Annotated in this window: 14 protein-coding genes; all 14 read right to left on the reverse strand. The window is 61.6% G+C overall.

What is annotated here, in order from left to right:
* Positions 1–53: 53 nt before the first annotated feature.
* A complete protein-coding gene (locus PA598K_RS24980) occupies positions 54–1745 on the reverse strand; it encodes a PucR family transcriptional regulator (RefSeq protein ID WP_128659571.1) in 1692 nt (563 codons plus the stop codon).
* A 180-nt stretch (positions 1746–1925) separates the two neighbouring features.
* On the reverse strand, positions 1926–3506 hold the full coding sequence (locus PA598K_RS38215; RefSeq protein ID WP_260405598.1) for a cysteine hydrolase family protein: 1581 nt from the start codon (positions 3504–3506) through the stop codon (positions 1926–1928).
* A gap of 60 nt (positions 3507–3566) precedes the next feature.
* A complete protein-coding gene (locus tag PA598K_RS24995; protein WP_128659572.1) occupies positions 3567–4562 on the reverse strand; it encodes a formamidase in 996 nt (331 codons plus the stop codon).
* A gap of 39 nt (positions 4563–4601) precedes the next feature.
* The gene (locus PA598K_RS25000; RefSeq protein ID WP_128659573.1) at positions 4602–5759 is read right to left on the reverse strand and encodes a BMP family ABC transporter substrate-binding protein; all 1158 of its coding nucleotides are present in this window, start codon (positions 5757–5759) and stop codon (positions 4602–4604) included.
* A 114-nt stretch (positions 5760–5873) separates the two neighbouring features.
* Entirely contained in the window at positions 5874–6785 is a 912-nt protein-coding gene (locus PA598K_RS25005) for an ABC transporter permease (RefSeq protein WP_128659574.1), read from the reverse strand.
* Positions 6782–7843: an ABC transporter permease gene (locus PA598K_RS25010; protein WP_128659575.1), complete on the reverse strand. Its 1062-nt coding sequence runs from the start codon at positions 7841–7843 to the stop codon at positions 6782–6784. Before PA598K_RS25010 ends, PA598K_RS25005 begins: the two co-directional genes overlap by 4 nt.
* Positions 7840–9387, reverse strand: coding sequence for an ABC transporter ATP-binding protein (locus PA598K_RS25015; protein ID WP_128659576.1), 1548 nt, complete (start codon positions 9385–9387; stop codon positions 7840–7842). Before PA598K_RS25015 ends, PA598K_RS25010 begins: the two co-directional genes overlap by 4 nt.
* A gap of 701 nt (positions 9388–10088) precedes the next feature.
* Positions 10089–10508, reverse strand: a complete 420-nt coding sequence (locus PA598K_RS25020) for an organic hydroperoxide resistance protein (RefSeq protein WP_128659593.1) — start codon at positions 10506–10508, stop codon at positions 10089–10091.
* A gap of 169 nt (positions 10509–10677) precedes the next feature.
* Entirely contained in the window at positions 10678–11289 is a 612-nt protein-coding gene (locus PA598K_RS25025; protein WP_128659594.1) for a flavin reductase family protein, read from the reverse strand.
* 86 nt (positions 11290–11375) lie between these two features.
* Complete coding sequence (locus tag PA598K_RS25030) at positions 11376–12956, reverse strand: polysaccharide deacetylase (RefSeq protein ID WP_260405599.1); 1581 nt, start codon at positions 12954–12956, stop codon at positions 11376–11378.
* A 285-nt stretch (positions 12957–13241) separates the two neighbouring features.
* Complete coding sequence (locus tag PA598K_RS25035) at positions 13242–13961, reverse strand: hypothetical protein (RefSeq protein ID WP_128659578.1); 720 nt, start codon at positions 13959–13961, stop codon at positions 13242–13244.
* Between the two features lie 22 nt (positions 13962–13983).
* Positions 13984–14694, reverse strand: a complete 711-nt coding sequence (locus PA598K_RS25040) for a M15 family metallopeptidase (protein WP_307719896.1) — start codon at positions 14692–14694, stop codon at positions 13984–13986.
* Positions 14695–14753: 59 nt separating this feature from the next.
* A complete protein-coding gene (locus PA598K_RS25045) occupies positions 14754–15326 on the reverse strand; it encodes a beta-class carbonic anhydrase (RefSeq protein ID WP_128659579.1) in 573 nt (190 codons plus the stop codon).
* A 39-nt stretch (positions 15327–15365) separates the two neighbouring features.
* Positions 15366–16316, reverse strand: a complete 951-nt coding sequence (locus tag PA598K_RS25050; protein WP_128659596.1) for a cation diffusion facilitator family transporter — start codon at positions 16314–16316, stop codon at positions 15366–15368.
* Positions 16317–16421: the final 105 nt, after the last annotated feature.

Raw genomic sequence — 16421 nt, forward strand, 5'->3', positions numbered from 1 at the left:
GGGAGCGAACCAGTGTAGGGTAGAGGCATATCTATTTATGGTAATCTGATGTGCTAATCATAGTCCTGGATCTCATACAGCTTCACCGCCAGCTGCAGTTGCAGCCGCGCCTCCGGATCGTCGAGCCGCAGCCCCAGCTCGGTCCGGATACGCTCCAGACGGTACGTAACGGTGTTGTAGTGGATGAATAGCCGATTAGCCGTCTCCCGAGCATTGCCATTGCAGGCAAAATAGATGCGAAGCGTATGAAGCAGCGAGCCCTGATGCCTGGCATCGTAGCGCAGCAGCGGCTCCAGATAGGTCGCTTTGAACTCCTCCAGCTCCGGCGTCCCCCGCAGTCGATAGAGCAGCAGGTAGACGCCAAGCTGGTCATATCGCACGATGGACTGGGCCATGCTGCAGACGAGGGCTACCTCTGCCGTCCGCTTCGCCTCCCGATAGCTCGTCGGCACCTCGCTCTGCCCCGTCGATGACCGACCTAGACAGAGCTGCACCTCCAGATCCGGGAAGAGCTGCTGGAAGCGAGCGAGCTGCGCTGTCGCCAGCCGGGTCCAGCTCCCCTCGTCGGAGCTGCCGGCCGTCGATGCGGCTTGGCGCTCGGCCTCTCCGCGCGCTACCCCATCGCCAGCTCGGGGCTCCGGGGTCAACGATAACAGGATCGTCAGTTCCTCCTCCAACACCGTCCAGCGGACGAATGGCTCGCCAGACTCTCCAGCCGTATCCCAGGCCATCCGCCGCGCCAGCTCCTGGAGCTGGCTCACGCTCGGACGCTCCTCCCGGAATCTCAGGATGCCTGCAACGTAGCGGGCGCCCTCGACGATCGGACTGCCGCATGCCTCTGCCCGCAAGCGCAGATCGACCGGCGAGATGATCCGCCCTGCCAGCCAGTCCTGGACGAACTGATCGACGTACTTGGCCTCGATCCGGCTCCGCGCCTGGGCATTGCTGATCTCGAAGCCGACCAGCTCGCCCGCCCAGTTCATCGTCAGCGTATCGACGATTCCGTATTCCACCTGAGCCTCGAGCAGGATGAGCAGGAACGGCTGCTGTCTGCCGTCCTCGATCTCGGTTACATATGCGCGCACCGAACGGTCGGCGAGCTTCACGAACCCCGTCTCCAGCGTCCGCTCCCGCCTCAGCCTATCCCACGCCTCCGGGTCTGTCTGCCGACACATCTCCTCCGCCAACGGCGAAGCCATCCAGCGCCCTCCTGGCTCCAGCAAGCATACCGGATTGCGCACCAGCAGCTCCAGATGCTCCAGAAAGGCCGAAAGTCCGCCCCCATGCAGCAGCACCTGGGACAGACGCTGGACGCGGCTCTGGAGCGTCGAGAGCTGACGAGACTCGGCGACCAGCACGCGCTCCATGACACTGCGCACGACATCCGAAAAAGCCATGTCTGGCGGAAGCTCGATGAGCGGCAGGCCATGACGATCTGCCGCCTCGATGGCATCTGCCGGCACCTCGCCGATAAAGCGCGCCGTCTTGATGCCGAGCGCCACGACGCCGCGCTCTGCCAGTTGAGCGATCAGGGGCGCAAGTATGGCGGCATTGTTGCGGAACGGATACCCCGTCGTGATCAGGAATTCGCCAGGGCGCACCCAATCGATCACATCCGGTACTTCCATCACATTGATCCGGCTGATCCGTTGCTCCAGCCCGCTCTCGCCGCCCAGCAGCTCCGCTTCCTTGAAATGGGCGATCCGGAACAGTTCCTGAACCGTTAACCCGAGTTCTTCTTCCATACCCGTCCTCCCAGCTCCTCCCGCTGCTCTGTCAGCCCGATGATCGTCAGTTGCAGCTTCGCGCTCTTCTACTGCCTACTGTACCAGATCGCGACCAGACTCGCCAAGCCGCGCCAAAGCCCCGCTGGCGCGTCCCGAAAGAACCGCCTGCGGGGTGCAGGGTCTGACAGAATGCTCGTATCACCGGTCCTGCAGCGCCGACCGGAACGCCGCCGCTGGCGCTGTCCAGCCGAAGATGCCGCCCTGCTGCCAGATCATCCGAACCGCCGCCTCGTGATCCGCAGGATCAAACGCTGCCGATGCGTCCTCCAGCAGCAGGCACTCGTAGCCCCGGTCATTGGCTTCGCGGATCGTCGTATGTACGCAGACATGCGTCGTCACCCCGCACACGATCAACGATGTCACGCCCCGAGCCTCCAGCAGCTCTTGCAGCGACGTCTCGTAGAAGGCTCCCTTGCCGGGCTTGTCGATTACCGGCTCGCCGGGGAGCGGCGCCAGCTCCGGGACGATCGCATGGCCAGGCTCGCCCCGCACCAGGATACGCCCCATCGGTCCTACATCGCCGATGCCGGCTCCTTGCGCGCGGCTGCGCGCCAGCTTGGACGGCGGGCAGTCCGAGAGATCCGGTCGATGCCCTTCGCGAGTGTGGATCACCATGAGTCCGGCTGCGCGCGCCGCCGCCAGCGCCTCACCGATGATCGGGATGATCGCTCGCGCCGGGGCGATATCGTTGCCGAGCAGCTCGCCGAATCCGCCCGGACTGCAAAAGTCGTTCTGCATATCGATGACGACGAGCGCCGTCTGCGACAGACGAGACGCAAAAGCATACGGCCGGGCGTCGTCTATGTGAATGTTGCGCGGCATTCGCCATTCTCCCCTTTCATATCTTGTGGATACAGGGCCGTTCAACTGCGGCTCGCCCGCCGCCTGCCGCGCCGACTCCAGCGACAGACGCAGCAGTGCGCGGATGAGCTGGTCGGAGGAGGTGACTGCCCCGAACACGCCGCCCTGCATCGTCACCATCCTGAGCGCCGCGATATGATTATCGATATCCGTCGCGCCGGTACAGTCCTCCAGGATCAGACACTCGTAGCCGCGATCGTTGGCCTCGCGCATCGTCGACTGGACGCCGACATCGGTCGTCATTCCGGTCAGGATGAGATGCGTAATCCCGCGCGAGCGCAGGATCAGATCGAGATCGCTCGCATAGAAGCTGCCCTTGCCCGGCTTGTCTACGATCAACTCCCCCGGCAGCGGCGTCAGCTGCGACACGATCTGCCATCCTGACTCGCCCCGCACGAGGATGCGGCCAGCCGGGCCCTGAGCGCCGATCTCCGCGCCGATCTGCCGGCTCCGCCACCGTTTGTTAGGCGCAAGATCGGCCAGGTCGGGGCGATGTCCCTCGCGCGTATAGATGACGGTTAATTCCGGTATCGAGCGTACGACCTCCAACAGTCGCCGCGTCGGCTCGATGGCTCGTGCGGTAGAGAAGACATCATAGCCCATTCGATCGACATACCCGCTCTTGCCGCAAAAGTCCGTCTGCATATCCAGCACGAGCAGCGCCGTTCGAGACGGCGTCAACTGCCCGTCATACGGCCATGCATACGGGCTCGCCATCACCACGCCGCCAGCGCGCGCCCGCCGCCTCGTCCCGACCGTATCGGACGATTCGGGACGGCGAGATGGCTGCGGCAGCATCTCCTCGGCGCGTGCCCCCGCGCCCGCCGTGCGGCGGTAGCCGTCGTCCCGTTGTGCCAACGTAATCCGCCTCCTCTCTCAGCCGCTGCTCGCCTGTCCCGAGCGGAGCGCGCGGCTTTGTCAGTCGCCGTTGTATGTGCGCTCCGGCTTGGCATAGCCTTCGCCCGTGCCGTCCTTGACCTCCACTGCATCCTCCCACGGCAGCCGGTAACGACCCTTCACCAGATCGTGCATATACGTATAGGGACAATCTGTCGCCCCGCCGTCCACCGCCACATAGCCGCGATGACCGAGCTGGTAGATGTTGTTCTCCACGCCCCAGAGTCGTCTGGCCTCGCGGGCCAGTGCCGGCCGCACCTCGCCGCTGACGATCTCGTCGGGACGACCGCCGCCGGCGACGAGCGGTACGCCGTCGAAGCCGACGATCATCGCCTCTCCCATCGAGTCGAAGGTGCCGTCGCTGCCGCTCATGCAGACCGAGACCGTGTACATCAGATTGCAAAAGGCATTGGCCTGGTTCGTAATCTGCCATGAATGGCGGATCGGCGCGGTGTAACCCGCCGTCCGGATCATAATATCGGCGCCGAGATACGCGCACTCCCTCGCCATCTCAGGGAACATGCCGTCGTGGCAGATGATGAGCGCCAGCTTGCTGCCGTTCGGCCCGTCGCACACCGGGATGCCGAGATTGCCAGGCTCCCACGGCTCGACGGGCACCCACGGATGGAGCTTGCGGTAGTTCAGCCGAATCTCTCCCTGGTCGTCGATGATGAGGCCCGTGTTGTAAGGGTTGCCGTGTGGGTTGGCCTCCATGATCGAAAAGCAACCCCATATCCGGTTATTGATACAGGCCTGGCGGAAGGCCGCCACCTCCGGCCCGTCGATACGGCACATCAGCGCCGGGTCCATGTTCATCGACAAGCCGTGCAGCGAATACTCCGGGAATACGATCAGATCCATCGTCGCCAGCCCTCGTCTTGCCTTGGCGGTCATCGCTACGATGCGCGCCGTCTGCTCTGCCAGTTGCTGCTGCGTCTCCACGACCGGCAGCCCCAGCTGCGCCAGCCCGATGACGACGCCATCTGGCGATTTATTTAGTCCACCCAGTCCGCTCATGGGGGATTCACCTCCACCTCATAGTTGTGAGTTTGCCGCTTACTTAGGGATATTGCCGATAACCCCCTGCACGAGGAAGTCAGCCGCCTCCAGCTCGTCTAGCGTCGGCTCGGCGCCTTCAGCGATCCGAACTTCCCCTGACTGATCCAGCACCGGCCCGGCGAACGGTTTTAGCGTGCCTGCGATCAGTTCGGCTTTTTTCTCCTCGACAAGTTGCTTCACATCCTCCGGCACCTCTGCGCCCATTTCCGTCAGTTGCACGATATTGTCGCTGAGGCGGCCACGGAACTTACCGTCGTACGAGCTGCCCTTGAATTCGCCCTTGATCGCCGTGTCTACCATATCGACGAACAGATCCGGCCAGTTCCATACCGAGCCAGTGATCCAGCCTTTTGGCGCCAGCGTGGCGGCATTGGCATGATAGCCGACCGTCATCGCGCCTCGGCGCTCCGAGGTTTCGATAACCGTCTTGGTGCAGTCCTGATGTTGGCTCAGCACATCGACACCGCCGTCGATGAGCGAGTTGGCGGCATTGGCCTGCTGGCCGGGATCGCACCAGCTGCCGGTGAAGACGACGGAGGTTGTCGCATCCGGGTTGACCGATTGCGCGCCGAGTTGGAACGCGTTCACGTTCAGCAGCACTTGCGGGATCGGCACCGAGACGATATAGCCGAGCTTGCCGGTTTTGGACATCTTGCCTGCGGCGACGCCTGCCAGATAGACAGGCTCCCAGATCGTGCCAAAGTAGGTGCCTAGATTGTCGGCTGTCTTCAGTCCTCCCTGATGGAAAAAGACGACGTCAGGGTGACGCTTGGCAACATTAAGCGCCGGATCGAGGTGACCGTAAGAGGTCGGGAAGATAATCTTGGCGCCGTCCTTGATCATCTGCTCCATGACGCGCTCCGCCTCTGCGGTCTCCGGGACATTCTCCGCACGCAGTACCTTCAGGTCGGGATAAGCCTTCTCTACGGCCATGCTGCCGAGATAAGCGGCCTGGTTGTAGCCGAAGTCGTCGCGAGCGCCGACGAAGATAAAGCCGACCGCTGTACCGCCTGTGCCCGGATCGGCCGCAGTCTCCGTAGATTCGGAAGAAGCGCCAGAGGCCGGGCTTGTTGTGCCGGGCTGACTGCAGCCAGTGACGAGCAGGACAAAGGCCATCAAGAGACCGAACAGCTTGCTGGATCGTTGCATTGACATGATAGTACCCTCCACTTTGTATGATAGATTCGTAATTTGCATGCGGACTGCCATCATTGCCGCAGCCGCGCTGCGGATCGTTACCCCGCCGATCGCGGGATGCCATTGCGCAGGTCAGCCTGCGGACGTTCCGGTGAATACCTTGCTCAGCGCCTCAGGCGTCTGACTCCGTTTCTTGCGCTCGACGACATACAGCGCCGCCAGCGTCAGGAGATACGGCACCATGAAGAGGAAGAATGGCGAGATCGCCAGGCCGGTCTGCTGCACCGTAAGCTGCAACGCCTGCGCCGCGCCGAACAGATACGCGCCCAGCATCGCCCGGAACGGCAGCCAGGAGGCGAAGATGACGAGCGCTACCGCGACTACGCCGCGTCCCTGCACCATGTTCTCGACCCAGCTATGCGTAAAGGCGACCGACAGCTGCACTCCGCCAATGCCTGCAAGGAAACCCCCGGCCAGTACGGCTGCATATCGGATCAACTGAGGATTCAAGCCACTGGCGAACAGGACGTCCTCGCGCTCGCCGGTCGCCCGCAGGATGACGCCGAGACGGGTACGGAACAGCACATACCAGAGCAGCGGCACCAGGAGGAAGGACAGGTAAGTGAGCGGATCATGGTTGAACAGCACCTTGCCCAGGAAGGGGATGTCCGAGAGCAGCGGGATCGGCACCGGGTTGAAGCCGACGATCTGCTCGCTGACGAACCCGCGTCCAAAGAAGGATGTAATCCCCATTCCGAAAAACATGATCGTCAGCCCCGTCGCCAGTTGATTGGCGCCGCAAGTGAGCACAAGAAAGGCGTGGATGAGCGAGATGAGCAGTCCGCATAGTCCGCCCGCCAGCGTACCAAGCCAAGGATTGCCGGTCCAAACCGTGACCGCAAAGCCGCCCAGCGCGCCGCACAGCATCGAGCCCTCCGTGCCGAGGTTGATGACGCCAGCGCGCTCCGAGATCAGCTCGCCTTGGCTGGCGTACATGACCGAGGTGCCGGATCGGATCGCTCCTGTCAGGATATCTGTAATCATCTGCCGAACCTCCTTCCGATACCGAGCAAGAAGAACAACACCAGGCCCATCAGAATGTGTACCGATGAGGAAGGCAGCCCCGAGGAAATCTCCAGCGAGTTGCCCGCGACCGTGATCATCCCCAGAATAAAGGCCGTCAAGACGAGCCGAATCGGACTGTTCCAGGCCATCCAGGCGGCGAGGAAGCCGAGATATCCGTAATTGACGCCCGTCGATGGACGCAACCGCCCCTCAATGCCGGCGATCTCGATCATACCGGCCACTCCGGCGAGCGCTCCCGCCGCCAGCAGGACGCCGAACTGCATCCAGCTTACCTTGAAGCCTGCGCGCTCGGCGGCCAGATGATTGCTGCCCAGCACCCGGATGCGAAAGCCGAGCCGCGTATGCCGGAGAACATACCAGACGATCGCGACTAGCGCCAGCGCGATGACGATGCCGACGTGCAGCCGCGTGCCATTGACGATCGGCAGCCGCAGCGTAGCGGCGATCTCCGGCGAGAACGGCCAGTTGAACGACTCGGGGTCCTTCAGCAGCCCATGGACGAAAAATCCGACCGTGAACACCGCTACATAGTTCAGCAGCAGGCTGGAGATCGTCTCGTTCAGGTTTCCCTTGACCTTCAGGAACGCCGTAATGCCCGCCCACGAAGCCCCGCCGAGCGCGCCGGCCAGCAGCATCAACGGGATGCCCAGCCAGAACGGCAGACTGTAAAGGTAGAAGACGGCAAACCAGGTGGCAAACAGCGCGCCGATCGCCAGTTGCCCCTCGCCGCCGACATTGATCATCCCGGCTCTGGCTGGAAGAGCCGCCGCGAGTCCGGTCAGGATGATCGGTGTCGCCTTGATCAGCACCTCGCCGAAGCCGTACAGGTCGCCGAACGTCGATGCGACCATCGAGCCATACAATCGGATCGGATTCACATCGTAGAGCATCAAGAAGAGACCGAATAGCAGGAATGGCGCCATGGTCAGACCGATCTGGATGCCAAGCGGCTTCCAGCGCGCGCGGCTCCATAGCCTCGCTGCCAGGGGTGGTGCTGCTGTCGCTTGCTGCTTCATGCCGATTCTCCTCTCAACATCAGATGGCCAATCTCCGGTGGCGTCGTATCTGCCGGCCTGCCGCCTTCGACGAGACGCTTGCCCGCCAGGACGACGAGACGATCGGACAGCTTGAACAGTTCATCCAAGTCCTCGGAGAATAACAGAATCGCCGTACCCTGCTCGGCGAGTGTGATCAACTGCTGCTGGATCGTACGCGTCGTGCCGATATCCAGACCCCGGCTTGGGTAGCTGATGACGAGGATATCGGGCCTGCGGATCAGCGCCCGGGCGAGCACCATCCGCTGCACATTGCCGCCAGACAGTTCATCCGCCCGTCGGTCCGGGTCGGCGAGCGCCAGCGCGCGCGCCTCCTCGCTTGCCGTCAACTCGCTGCGGATCTGCCGCCAGTCGAGACCTGCGCCCCGCAGGCGCGCAGGGATGCCGTCCAGTACCATATGCTCGAGGATCGTAAAGCCAGGGATGACCGACTCCTTGAGCGGGTCCTCCGAGACGAAGCTGACGCCAGCGGCCATGAAGGCTTGCGGGCCGCCAGTGACGGACTTGCCTTTGATCTCCAGCCGCCCGGCGGCCAGCGGACGTAGCCCGAACATCACCTCGGCGAGCTCTCGCTGGCCGCTGCCCGAGATGCCGGCGACGCCGGTAATCTCACCGGCCCGCAAGGTTAGCGCCAGCGACTCGATGACGGTCTCCCCGTGGTTGCCCTTGACGACACCGGCTTGCACCTCCATCACCGTCCGGGCTTCGTCCGCTTCGGAAGAGCCTTGCTTCGTCACCGTCTGCAACGGGCGCACCCCCATCATCGCCTGGATGAGCGTGTCCCCGTCCAGCCCGTCGCTGCGACTGGCCTGGTAGGTGATCTGCCCGCTCCGCAGCACCGTCACTTGGTCGGCGCAAGCCAGCACCTCGTTGATCTTGTGCGTAATCAGCAGTATGCCGTAGCCGTCCTTGCGCAGCAGATCGAGCATATGCAGGAACGACTCGACCTCTTGCGGCACGAGCACGCTCGTCGGCTCGTCGAAAATGATGACCCGGGTCCCCGGCACCAGCAGCACCTTGACGATCTCCAGTCGCTGCCGCTGTCCGAGATCGAGCTGCCATACCTCGGCATCCGGGTTGACGGCGAGTCCGTACTTGGCCGACACGGCGAGGATCTGCTCGCGCAGCTCTCTGCGCCGGATGCGCCAGCCGCCCGTCGATACCGCAAGCGCGATGTTGTCCAGCACCGATAGCGCCGGTACCAGGCGGAAATCCTGGAACACCATGCCGATGCCCTTAGCGCGAGCTCTGATCGGCGGATGCAGCGTCGTCCGCTCCCCGTCCATCCATACCTCTCCGTCATCAGGCACGTAAACGCCATACAGCATTTTCATCAGCGTGCTCTTGCCCGCTCCGTTCTCTCCGAGCACCGCATGGATCGATCCGCTGGCTACCTCCAGGTTGATGCCGTTGCTCGCGAGCAGCGAGCCGAATCGCTTCGTCAGTCCCCGGGCTTGCAGCAGTATGTTGCTTGATCGTTTATCTACAGAAGCCGGTTTATCCACTGTTCGTTCGCCCCTTTACACAATCGTTTTTCGTGTCAGTTTATTTAACGTAACTTGATTATAGTATGGAAAAATAAATTTTTCTTTGGTGTGAAAACATAGTCATTTTATTCTTTAATTGTTCTTCAACAATATAAATGACATTGATATTACACAACTGGCTGAGGTATCGACTAGGCATTTGACCATTATTTATCTGCCGCTTGGTCAACATAAAAAACTCCGCCCTCGACAGAGAGCGGAGTTCAAGTGCAAGATACAAATTCACTCTTTTGAAACACGATCAACAAGCAATATTAAGGCTGCTGCTATCAGCGTAACAACGACGACTTCGAAAAGCAGTCTATGGAAGTCTAGTTGGTAAATCAAATCATACCCGTTTATTTCCCGATTCGGGACCACACTGCTCCAAATGAACGCATGTGTATGAGTAGCTATATTTTCCTCGGGCCCCCAGACAACGTAAAATGGCGCGCGGAGTACGCCAACGACTAATAATAACAATGAATATAGACCTAATAGAACACAATGAATCTTTTTGTACTTATCCACTAAATTTCCTCTCCCCCCTGGCTTCATCTGTTCCCCAACGCCAAGAACCTTCACCCTGCGATACGTTGGTGAAGGTTCTTGGTGTAAGTGTGGTATGGCTCTGGTATCGCACGCAGTTGATTTGACGTCTGGCTCAGCAGAGCGCCTCCTCAGCCTACATAGACCAGCTCGACCTCGATATTGCCCCGGGTCGCCCGGGAGTAGGGACAGATCTCGTGAGCCGCATCGATCAGCTCGCGAGCGGTGCCCTCCTCGACGCCGCCGAGGGCGATCTCCAGCTTGACCGCGAGCACATAGTTGTCGCCCTCGTCCTTGCCAAGCGTCACATGTCCCGTGACGCGGGTGCTCTCGAACTTCACCTTGCGCTGGCGACAGGCGACATTCAGCGCGCTCTCGAAGCAGGCGGCGTAGCCTGCTGCGAACAGCTGCTCGGGATTGGTCGCCGCGCCGCCCTGGCCGCCCAGCTCCTTGGGCATGCGCAGCGGCAGCTCCAGCACGCCGTCGCTGGAGGCCAGCTTGCCGTCGCGGCCGCCCTCTACAGTCACCGAGGCGGTATACAAAGGATGCATCATCGGATTCCTCCTGCATATTCAGGATCGGAGCCGCATATGTGCAGCCCCTACATTAGACACTCCTGATTATGCCACGTCCGCCAGCTTTTCATACCCGCGCACGTCAGCAGCAAGCAATCGCATCCCGCAGCGCACAAGCACATGAACACATAAGCAGACGCTGCCCTTACTCGGGACGCGCGAGCGTGATCACCTCGCCGATCCGGGCATAGTCCGACCCGGCTAGTCGACTGACCGGATCGAGAGCCGCTGCGTTGATGCGCCCTCCATGCAGCAGCGCTTCGTCGATATGGAACCGTACCACCCGGCCGATGAGCAAGTCGCTTGTCGGCGAATCTGGCGTCCCGCCGAGCGGCAGTGCATGCTCTAGCACGCATTCCATACGGATACGCGCCTCCGCCAGCCCTGGCACCGCGATCGCCTCGCTCGGCACTGCCGTCAGTCCGGCCAGCTCGACCTCGCTCGCATCCGGCGGCAACTGCGACGCCGTCAGATTCATCTGCTCCAGATAGGAGGTGTCGGTGATGTGGACGACGAACTCGCCGGCAGCCATCGCATGACTGGCCGTGTCCTTGGGCTGCCCTTGACGGCGCTGGACCGAGACGGACACCATCGGCGGATGGCTATTGACGATATAAAAAAAGCTGAACGGCGCTGCATTGAGCACTCCGGCAGGCGACAGCGTCGTCACCAGGGCGATCGGACGCGGAATGATGCTGCCGATCAGCAGCTTATAGTTGTCCCGATCGCTCTGTTGCGCCGGGTCGATGGATCGCATGGTCTTCATCGCTTGCAGCCTCGCTTTCCTATGTGTGACTCCACTATACGCCAACGCGCTCCCGTGACGCAACCTGCCGGCGCTGCTCAGAGCAGGCGCTCGTTCGCGCTTCGCCGCGCATGCTGCGACCAGATCGACCATGATCCGCCGAAGGCGAGGAAGGAGCGCCATGACGAATGGGCGAGCTCCTCCGGGATACGGCTCCACCGAAGCAGGAGCGATGGCAGCAGCTCTGCCGTGCCCGGCGAGCGTACAGAAGCCGCAGCGACAGCAACCGATGGTCCGCCCAGCAGCCGCAGTTTCACTTCCAACTGTTCTGTTCCCGGCGAGTAGCCTGTCACCTCGTATCCGAATAGCTCGGCGACCTCGCGCAGCGGCACATAGAGGCTGCCCTGCCGCAGCTGCATGCCTGCCAACGGCTGCACCCTACCGCTCTCCTCGGTGCCGACGCGACTCGTCCCGGGATCGAAGACCAGTGTCTGTCCGTCATGCTCGGCATAAGCGAGCCTCCGCTTGTCGTCCCACCAGACAGCATCTCCCAACCAGTCCGTGAGCGACCGCAGCGGGACCGCTAACCGCCCATCCAACATCTCGTATTCGCCTGCATCCAGACGGAGCGTCTCCTCGCCGCTATGCAGCAGCAGCGGCCTGACTGTCGCCAGAGCAGCCGCCGTCTCCTTGCGGGTCTCCTGCAGACGAGCGGCGAACGCCCGCTCGATCGATAGCTCGGTCATCGCCTCGTTCGCCGCCTTCTCGCCCGACACCACTGCTCCCGACTCTGTCGCTGCCGCGACTTGGCGCGTCTCCTCATACGCCCGCAGCTGCTCCAGCATTACGCGATGCCCGGCAGCCGTATAGACTCGTTGGTGCTTGGACGGCGCCAGCGTGTACTGGACCGGCCGGACCGTGCTGTCGTAGGCTGCGAACCGATAGCCCTTGGCCTTGTAATAGGCGATGATGTCGGGCAGCGCTTTGACCGTCTCGCCGTGACCGGCGCTATCATGCATCAGCACATGCACCTCATGCTGCAGCTTGCCCGCCTTGACATTGGCGAGTATATCCGCCGCCGGGACGCCGCGCCGCCGCGAGTCGCCGCTGTCGACATTCCAGTCGTACACGGTGTAGCCCGCTCGCTCGAGATAGTAATAATAGAAGGCGTCGAAGTGGCCATGCGTGCCGCCCGGTGCGCGCATCAGCGCAGGCTCGCTGCCGGTCAGCTCGGCGAGAATGCGGCCCGTCCGCTCCACCTGCTGCCACAATCCATCGAAGCTGCTGTATAGCTCGTCATACTTATGATTATAGGTATGATTGCCAAGGGCATGTCCCTCGCGGACGATGCGGCGGATCGTCTCGCCTCGCCGCTCCGCCTGCGAGCCGAGGACGAAGAAGGTCGCCGATACCTGCTCCTCCTGCAGGATATCGAGCACCTGCGGCGTCCACTCGCTCGGGCCGTCGTCGAAGGACAGGTACACTGTCGGTTGAGAGGGTCGAATATAGGCAGGCTCGGGCCGTATGGCGACGCGCTCGCCTCGCCGCAGGGCAGCGAAGTCGTCGTCAGCCGCGATTGGGGAAGAAGCGGACAACCCTGTGGCCGTTTGGGCCGCCGTAGCCTGTCCCAGGACACCTGCCGCCAGCAGCCCCAGGAGGATACAGGTCGTTGCTCCCACTCTGCATAACCAAGTCAAGGCGCGGCTTATGAATGTCGACTCGGAGCATTCATACAATCTCGTCCCAAAGCATTCATAGATTGTCGCCCCGGCGCATTCATAGAATGTCGCCCCGCCACACTCACAGAGCGACGCTATCCTCCTCTCGTTGCAACTGTGTCCCGACGACACATCACGCGCTCCCCACCCGACAGCTCCCATCACGAACAACCTCCCATATCAACTCTAGTAACTTGCAATCTACCAGAGTATATGGGAGGTTCAGAGAAAGTATGACAAGTCCGGTCAGAATCGACCCGAAGGGCGCTTGCGCTTGCGCAGCAGCAATGGCACGGCAATGACAGCGACGACGATCAGTCCGGCGGCGGCGATGACGATATTGCGCAGATTCGGCACATGCACGTCCAACTCGATCGGCGTCGGCCGGCTAAGCGGCAGCTCCCAGATGAGCGTGTTGCCGTCGATGCGGTCGGCGTTGTTGTCGCCATATAGCTTGTACGGGAAGGTCACCCGGATGTCCAGATCAACCTGGCGGAGCAACAGCTTCACCATCGGCCCGGGGATGAGACTGCCGGCCAGCAGCGCCGCATCCGACATCTGCCGCTCCAGATCGAGCCGCCCACTGATCTCATAGGTTGTGAAGAGCCAGCGGTCCCTGGACACGACGTCCAGGATCGCGTCGCGGTCCGGATCGAGCCAGCTCAGATCCTCGCGCAGCGCCTCGATCGAGGCGAAGTGACGAGAGATGCGATAGGTCGCCGACGACCCATCCGTCCCCTGCTCCAGGGTCAAGCCTCGCTCCTCCAGCGTCTGCCGCAGCCGCTCCAGCGTCCCCTCGCCGAGCAATGCCTGCACTCGTTCGCCGATCGCGGCCTCGGCCTGGAGGTCAATACTGCCGTCTTTATGTATGACGATGTGCCCTGTCCCCTTGGCGCAGCCCGCCGCGAAGACCAGGAGCAGTATCAGGATACCCAGCTTCCACCCTCTTAGCCCTGTACCTCTCATCCGTTCGCTCCTCTATGTCGCGTTATTGCGGCGTATCCGGCGGACGTTTGCCGCGCTGCAGCTCGGCGATGCTGTAGCCGAAGTCCATCTGAAGATGGGGATAGTCCTTGAAGCCCTCCCAGTCGCCGCCCCAGGAAAAGCCCAACTCCTTGGCGATCGCCACGACCTCCATCCAGTCGGAGACGCCATTGCCGTTGCCGTCGTACTCCAGATCCCACAGTACCTGTCCATCCGGTGTGCGCAGCGCGAAGTCGATCGCCAATCCATAGTTATGAAAAGATCCGCCACCGCGCACATGCGTAACGATCTGGCCTTCCTCGGATCGACCTTGACGATATAGCGCATCCTGCTCCTCTACCGAGCGGTGGCCGTCGGTGATCAGGATCTTGATGCCGAGTCGCTCGGTGCGGGCGATCAGCTCGCGCTTCTGCTGCTCGACATGCGGATGCAATCCAGTGACTGGCGGGGGCGGCTCCAACTGCACGACCTCCGGCAGGCTCCGCTCCAGCATCTGGCTCTCATCCAGGTAGAGATAGACGAGCAGGATCGCCAACGCATAAAATACAAATCGCCCGAATCGGCTTTTCTTGCGCCGCGGCGGCATTGCCGGAGCTCGCCGGACCGGCGGTCGCGTCCGTACAGGCGCTGCCGGCTGCCTCATCGAGTGATGCATCGCAGGCGCCAGTTTCATAGGTATATCGGTATAAGTGCTCATCGTTTTATTATAAAGCAATCAGCCGGCCCCTGCACCCGACTCGGGTCGGGCAAGGAAGCCGGCTGATCCATAACGTATTAAACCTCTTCGACTTGATAATCCTCGACGAGGACGTCGAGCTTGCCTGTCTCCGGATGGATGATGAGCCCGTGGACACGGACGTCCTTGGGCATCAGCGGATGATTGCGGATCATCTTGGCGCTGTGCATGACGCCTTCTTCGGGACTGCGGAAGCCGCGGAGGAACTTGTCCATGCGAATGCCAGAGTTTTCCAGCGTCTGCACGGCGAGCTCGGGGATGCCCCGTTCAGCGAACTTGGCGATCAACGCCTTCGTATCGAGGTTGGTCATGCCGCAGCCATGATGGCCGATGACCAGAATATCCTGCGCGCCCATCTCGTAGACCGCTACGAGCAGGGAGCGCATGGCGCTGCCGAACGGCTGGGTCAGGATCGCGCCGGCATTTTTAATGATCTTGGCATCGCCGTTGCGCAGGTTGAGCGCCTTTGGCATCAGCTCGAACAGACGTGTATCCATGCAGGTGAGGATCACCATTTTTTTCTGGGGCAATTTGTCGCTCAGGTACGCCTCATACTGTTTGTCTTCAACAAAGGTGCGATTGAAATCAAGCAAGCTCTGAATCAGGGACATCTACTTCTCTCCTTTTTTCTTTTTAGTATAGCATGCCCGTCAATTGCCGCTGCCCGCGCCCCATGAACGAACGCCGTCGTCCTCGGTCAAGCCGAGCGTCACATCCGACAGATCGGGGTCGCTGAGCAGCCGCTCACGGAGGCGCTGCTTGACCAGACCGGCGTCAGCCAGCGTGAAGCCCTTGCGCAGCTCGATGTACGCCTCGACGTGGTAGGTGCGCCCCTCCTGGACGATCCGCAGCCGCGTCACATCGGCGACATCGGGATCGCTGATGATCAGGCCGGCGACCCGCTCCTCGATATCCTTCGGCGCAGCGACGCCGATCAGCCCGACCATGTTGTCGTAGCCGACCTTGAAGGCGACGAATACCATCAGACAGCCGATCAGAATCGTCGCGATGCCGTCGAGCATCGGGAAATCGAGAAACTGCGTGACGACAATGGCGAACAAGGCAAACGCAGCTCCGAGCGTAGCCACGATATCCTCATAGAAGACGAGACGCGTCGGCGGTGCGGCGCGACCGGCATTGCGGAAGGCCGAAGGGATAACAGCCAGCCCTTTGGCGCCGCTGCGCGTCTCCTTTACAATCTCCTTCATCGCTTTGACGAGGATGCTGCCGTCGATGAGGACGGCGATCAGCAGGACGATGACGTTCAGCCAGAAGTTGCTGGCCTCCTCGGGATGCTGCAGCAGCTTGTACCCTTTGAGGATCGTCTCGTACGCCATCACGGTGACGACGATGACGGCGACCATGCAGAACAGATTGATCACGCGGCCGAAGCCGGTAGGGAATCGACGAGTCGGCGGACGCTCCGCCAGCACGCTGCCGAAAAATACGAACGCCTGATTGATCGCGTCTGCGACGGAATGCATCGCCGAGGCGAACATCGTGCCGCTGCCGCTGACCGAGGCGGCGATCGCCTTGATTACCGCAAGTCCGGTATTGCCCAGCGCTGCTACAGCCGAGGAGGTATTGCCCTTCTTAATCATCGCGATCCAATTGGCCACTGCTTGACACGCTCCCACGTCTTGAATATAACTGCTCTCAAAAAGAGACCTACGGTCAAGAGATCGATCTTCCGATCGCTGTTGTCC

The organism is Paenibacillus sp. 598K (assembly GCF_003851045.1).
Classification (GTDB): Bacteria; Bacillota; Bacilli; order Paenibacillales; family Paenibacillaceae; genus Paenibacillus_D.